The sequence below is a fragment of the Streptomyces sp. Ru62 genome, from assembly GCF_002920615.1.
GTDB lineage: Bacteria > Actinomycetota > Actinomycetes > Streptomycetales > Streptomycetaceae > Streptomyces.
Map to the genome: position 1 here is coordinate 1 of NZ_PQSU01000076.1, position 5,225 is coordinate 5,225.

A 5,225-nucleotide genomic window follows, 5' to 3' on the forward strand; every position below is an offset into this window, starting at 1 on the left:
CCGACTGCGAGTCGATGACCGTCGCGGTTGGCCTCTACATCCCGCCAGGGTTGGCAGCGCCCGCTGCACGCAAACGCTCAGGTAAATCACAGCTTCCGAATAGGTCCCCCTCAGGAAGCCTTGGCAGGGTTTCCGGCGTGATCACGACTTCATCTGGAGAGCGCACCGAGCTTGTGAAGCCCGACGGAAGCCCCGTCCGGGTGCTAGTAGTCGAGGATGAGCCACCCATGGCCGAGTTGCTGTCCACGGCATTGAGTTACGAGGGCTGGCAGATTCGCAGCGCCGAGGACGGCAATAGTGCGATCCAGGCCGCGCGCGAGTTCCGGCCCGACGCCGTCGTCCTAGACATGAAGCTGCCCGACCTTGACGGTCTCACCGTCCTGGCGCGACTGCGCGAGGGCCTACTCGACGTACCTGTTCTCCTCCTCTCGGCCACCGCCAAGGATGTGATCGAGGAACGGAACGCCGGGCTGGTCGTCGGCGAGGAGGACTATGTAGCCAAGCCGTTCAGCCTTGAGGAGGTCGTCGTCCGGCTACACGGCCTGATCCAGCGGTCGGGTGCCGCCGACCGCAGCGCCGACTCCATACTGTGCGTCGACGACCTCACTCTCAACGAGGACAGCCACGAGGTCGCCCGGGGCGGCGACAACATCGACCTGACCGTCAGCGAGTTCAAGCTGCTGCGGTGCCTGATGCGCAATCCAGGCCGGGTGATCAGCCAGACGCAGATCCTCAAGGAGGTTTGGTCGTACGACTTCGGCGGACAGACCAACCTGGTCGAGCTGTACATCTCCTATCTGCGGCGGAAGATCGACGCTGGGCGGGAGCCGATGCTCCACCAGCACGGTATCGGCTACCTGATCAAGCCTGCGGCGTCATGAGCCCAGGACGACGGCTGCATACTCGACGACGGCCGCATACACAGAAACGAATCGGTCGGGCTGGTAAGCCACGCACCCTCAGAACACGCCTCGTCGTCGCATCGGTGACGCTCATCGCTGCTGTATGCGCAGTGATCGGGTCCGTGACGACGCTCGCACTACGGTCGCATCTGTACGACCAAGTGAACGACCAACTGAACGAGGCAGCGGCGCGGGCATCGGGTGTGTTCCGGCCTCCGGGGCATCCCGACGATAGGGGTCCTGACGCTCCTGACCTACAGAACAAAGCGCTCCGGGCCGTCAACCTCGCCAACTTTGTCACCTCGGGGCCGCAGCCGAACGGGACTCTCGCGGCAGCGGTCCAGAACGGCTCCATCAGAGAAGCCAAGGTAGGCAACAAGGTCAAGGACGCAAACGGTGTGCCTCAAATACACCCCAAATCGCTAAACGGCTCCCAACTTAAGGTACTCAGCTCGGTACCGAAGGATCGCAACGTACACACAGTCACCATCCCTGTCCTGGGTCGGTACCATGCCGTATACACCACTGGCCCCAACGGCACCTACTACGTCGCTGTCCCGACCACCGAAGCCGACAGCACCATCACCGCGCTGATCCTTGTTGAGATCAGTGTCTCCGTCGCCGGTCTCATCGCGGCCTCACTCGCCGGTGCCACCATCGTCGGGGTCGCCCTGCGCCCACTGCGCAAGGTCGCCGCCACAGCCACCAGAGCCTCGGAACTCCCGTTGCACACCGGCGAGGTCAATCTCGACGTGAGGGTCCCGGAGTCAGAGTGCGACCCGCGCACCGAGGTCGGCCAGGTCGGAGCCGCGCTGAACCGGATGCTGAACCACGTACACGACGCCCTGCATGCGCGTCAACAGAGCGAGATGCGGGTTAGGCAGTTCGTCGCGGACGCCAGCCACGAGTTGCGTACGCCCCTAACTTCCATCCGCGGGTATGCCGAACTCATCCATAGAGGAAAAGAGCCCATTGGGCCGGACACACTACATGCGCTGGGCCGCATCGGATCCGAAGCCGGGCGCATGACCCTCCTCGTCGAAGACATGCTTCTTCTTGCGCGCCTCGACGCCGGACGACCGCTGGAGTGCGAGCAGATCGACCTCGTCCCTCTGGTCATCGACACCGTCAGCGACGCCCGCGCAGCTGGCCCAAGCCACACCTGGCGACTCGACCTGCCCGACGAACCGGCCCTCGTTTCGGCGGACGTCGCCAGGCTTCAGCAGGTACTGGTGAACCTGCTCGGCAACGCCCGCACCCATACCCTGCCAGGTACGACAGTCACCGCACGCGTGCGGCGTAGCGGCCCATGGATGTGTGTGGACGTCGAGGACGACGGGCCGGGCATCCCCCCCAATCTGCTGCCGCACATCTTCGAACGCTTCGCACGCGGAGACTCCGCGCGCTCGCGCGCCACCGGCTCAACCGGCCTGGGACTCGCCATCGTGCAGGCCGTAGCAACGGCACACGGCGGAGGCGTGACTGTCGACAGCGAGCCCGGCCGGACCGTCTTCACTCTCCATCTACCAGCACCCACTTCGCAGACGGTCGTGCCGCGTCGTCGCGGAGGAACGGGCTGTGCAGTGCCATGAGATTGTGTCACCGGCGGATACGGAGGTGATGACGGCGGGCGGTGACCAGGGCGCGCCATCGTTGGCGGGTCACTGGTTCACCTTCGATCCAGTGGGCGTTGGGCGCGTGCGGCAGAGGCCGACCTGTCATGAAGTAGCCGATGTCCATGTAGTAGGCGTACTCACCACGAAGCGGCCGCGAAAGCGGAGCTGACCCGCCTGGAGGGACTGCTGGCGCTGCCGGGCGGCGCGCCGCGGCTGCTGCCGGCCGTCTCACCGACCGGCTGGCGGAGACCGCCGGTGAGGCCCTGGTCTAGCGCCCGTATCTGATCCGGCGGGGCCTGGTGCAGCGTCACCCGTGCACGCTCCGGCGGTGCGATGACGAGATTCCGTTGGACACCTGCGGCGAGTGCGAGATGTGCGGCAACGCGCTCCATATCCGGCGTGCCCGGCGGTTGAAGATCGCAGCGCAGGCCGACGGGGAGCTCCCTGGCCTGAGTGAGAGCGAGCGGCGCCGGGTCTTGAGGAACGGCTGCACGAGCAGGTGGCCATTGAGGCGGAGGACCGTGTGTGGCGGCAGGAGCAGGTCGCGCGAAGCAGGCCCGCCGTGAGGCTCAACGGGCTGCTGCCCGGGAGCGGGCGGAGCGCGCCCCAGCGACCAGCCCAGCCCGATCGAAGCCGCACGGGCCCAGCGGCGCCGCCAGGCCGCGGCCACCGAGGCCGCCGCCCTGCGCCGGGCCCGGCAAGAGCGCGCGGCACGGGAGTCCGGGACGCCGGCCGACGTCCCCCAGTCGGCTGCACTGCGCGACACGGCCTGAGCAGACCAGTACCCCCTGTTACTGGTGGTTGCCACGGCGTAGCGTGACGGGTACACGCCTGGTACACCGTGCGTTGCTGTCGCGGTGACCGCTGGAAGAGGGGCAGTTGTGCAGGCAGGGACCGTGCTGGACGGCCGCTATCGGCTGATTCAGCCGATCGGTGCGGGCGGCTTCGGCCAGGTCTGGAAGGCGCACGATCCCCGGGTCGACCGCAAGGTGGCGGTCAAGGTCCTCGCTGGCGACGGCGGCGCGGACCACGACCGGCAGGTGGCCCGGTTCGCCGCGAGGCTGCGGTCGCCAGCGGTCTTTCCCACCCGCACATCGTCACCGTGCACGACTTCGGATCCGCGATGTACGAAGGGCGTCTGCACGCCTACCTGGTGATGCAGTTGCTGCCCAGCAAGTCGCTCAGCACGGTCCTCGAGGCCGGGCGGCTCCCGCTGTCGAAGGCCATGTACACGGCGGACTGCGTCGCCGACGCCCTGGAGGCCGCGCACGAGGCGGGCCTGACCGACCGGGACATCAAGCCGTCCAACATCATCGTCCGCTCCAGCGGCGAGGCCACGGTCGTCGACTTCGGCATCACCAGGAGCAGCGACACCCGGCACGACATCACCACCACCGGTGTCCTGATCGGGACCCCCGCCTACGTGGCACCCGAAGCGTTCGCCGGCACCTTAGATCACCGCTCCGACCTGTACTCGCTCGGCTGCGTGCTCTACGAGATGGTCACTGGCCGCCGGCCCTTCACTGGCACGTCCTGGCACCTGGTCAACCAGCACATCAAGGAGCCGCCCGCCCCGCTGCGCACCCTGCGCCCGGACGCGCCCGTGGAACTCGAACGGTTCGTCGACCGGCTCCTGGCCAAGGACCCGGCTCAGCGGCCGGCCTCCGCCGGGAAGGTCTGGGACGTCCTCAAGGAGATCAACGACCGACACTTCGGGGCCGCCCAGCCGCGGCAAGGACGTCGCCACCGAGGTGCTTGTCACCTGGGCGGAAGCCACAGGCGGCGCGATCATCCCGCTGCGGATCACCGCCCACAACGCCTGCCCCGCCTGCGCCACTAGGACAGACGAGAAGGCAGCACAGTCCTGCACCACCTGCAAGGGAGAGGGCCGGATCGTCCGGGAGCAGCAGACCTACAAGATTCGCATCCCTGCGGGCATCAGGGACGGCCAGGAGGTCCGGATCCGCGAGCTCGGTGGTCCCGGCAAGCACGGCGGTGCGCCAGGAGACTTGTACGTCACCGTGCACATCATCGACTGATCGGCCGTCGGACTCCGGCGGCAGCGTCCTCGCACAGTTCGACGACATCCTCGCCGCGACCGCGCCGGAACTCGCCAGCCACGTCCAGGCCGTGGCGTTCGATGCGGACACCTGCCGCCTGGACGTCGCCCCCGCCTACGGCACGAAGCTGCGCTGGAGCGCGCCGCAGCTGATCGCGGCCGCCAACGAGAAGGTGCGCGGCGCGAATGTCCGCACGCTGCACGTCCTGGCGCCTGCCCCCGTGAAGGCCGGCCCCGCCACGACGGCCGCCGACCCGACGCCGCCGACCGTGCCCGCTAGACCGGTGCAGCACGGACCCCGCCGGACGGGATCGCGTACTGGTCTTCGGTGACCATCGGCCGCTCGATAAGCCGCCTGGCCGCCGACTGCTGGGTGAGGCCTGCGACCTGGGTGCCAGGACCAGGCCGAAGACATCCAGGAGGCTGGCACTGCGCAGGACGTGCAGTGAACGCGTGCCGGGACCTGCTGGCTCAGCGCCTCGATCCTCAGCTGCCGTGACCGGGCGGCTGACCTCCTGATGTCCGGCTACTGTCGGCTCGATCCACGCTACTAGCGGTATCCAGACAACTATGCGGCCTTTCTCGGACGCACAGCAACTCTCGAAGCTGCGTGCGATTCCTGCACCTCACCACGCCAGACACGGCCTT

General features: G+C 67.6%; 5 protein-coding genes. All 5 read left to right on the forward strand.

Annotated elements, in window-relative coordinates; all coding sequences use genetic code 11:
* Nucleotides 1-137 precede the first annotated feature (137 nt).
* The 5 genes from C3492_RS43595 (at nucleotide 138) to C3492_RS43620 (ending at nucleotide 4,909) form a co-directional block, all read left to right on the forward strand.
* A complete protein-coding gene (locus tag C3492_RS43595) occupies nucleotides 138-881 on the forward strand; it encodes a response regulator transcription factor (protein WP_258056265.1) in 744 nt (247 codons plus the stop codon).
* A gap of 14 nt (nucleotides 882-895) precedes the next feature.
* A complete protein-coding gene (locus C3492_RS43600) occupies nucleotides 896-2,494 on the forward strand; it encodes a HAMP domain-containing sensor histidine kinase (RefSeq protein WP_103818095.1) in 1,599 nt (532 codons plus the stop codon).
* Between the two features lie 1,126 nt (nucleotides 2,495-3,620).
* Entirely contained in the window at nucleotides 3,621-4,358 is a 738-nt protein-coding gene (locus C3492_RS46560; protein ID WP_258056263.1) for a serine/threonine-protein kinase, read from the forward strand.
* Nucleotides 4,270-4,557 carry a DnaJ C-terminal domain-containing protein gene (locus C3492_RS46565; RefSeq protein WP_258056264.1) on the forward strand — a complete coding sequence of 96 codons (288 nt, stop codon included), beginning with the start codon at nucleotides 4,270-4,272 and terminating at the stop codon, nucleotides 4,555-4,557. The genes C3492_RS46560 and C3492_RS46565 overlap by 89 nt, the downstream gene beginning before the upstream one ends.
* A gap of 91 nt (nucleotides 4,558-4,648) precedes the next feature.
* Nucleotides 4,649-4,909: a hypothetical protein gene (locus C3492_RS43620; RefSeq protein ID WP_103818094.1), complete on the forward strand. Its 261-nt coding sequence runs from the start codon at nucleotides 4,649-4,651 to the stop codon at nucleotides 4,907-4,909.
* Nucleotides 4,910-5,225: the final 316 nt, after the last annotated feature.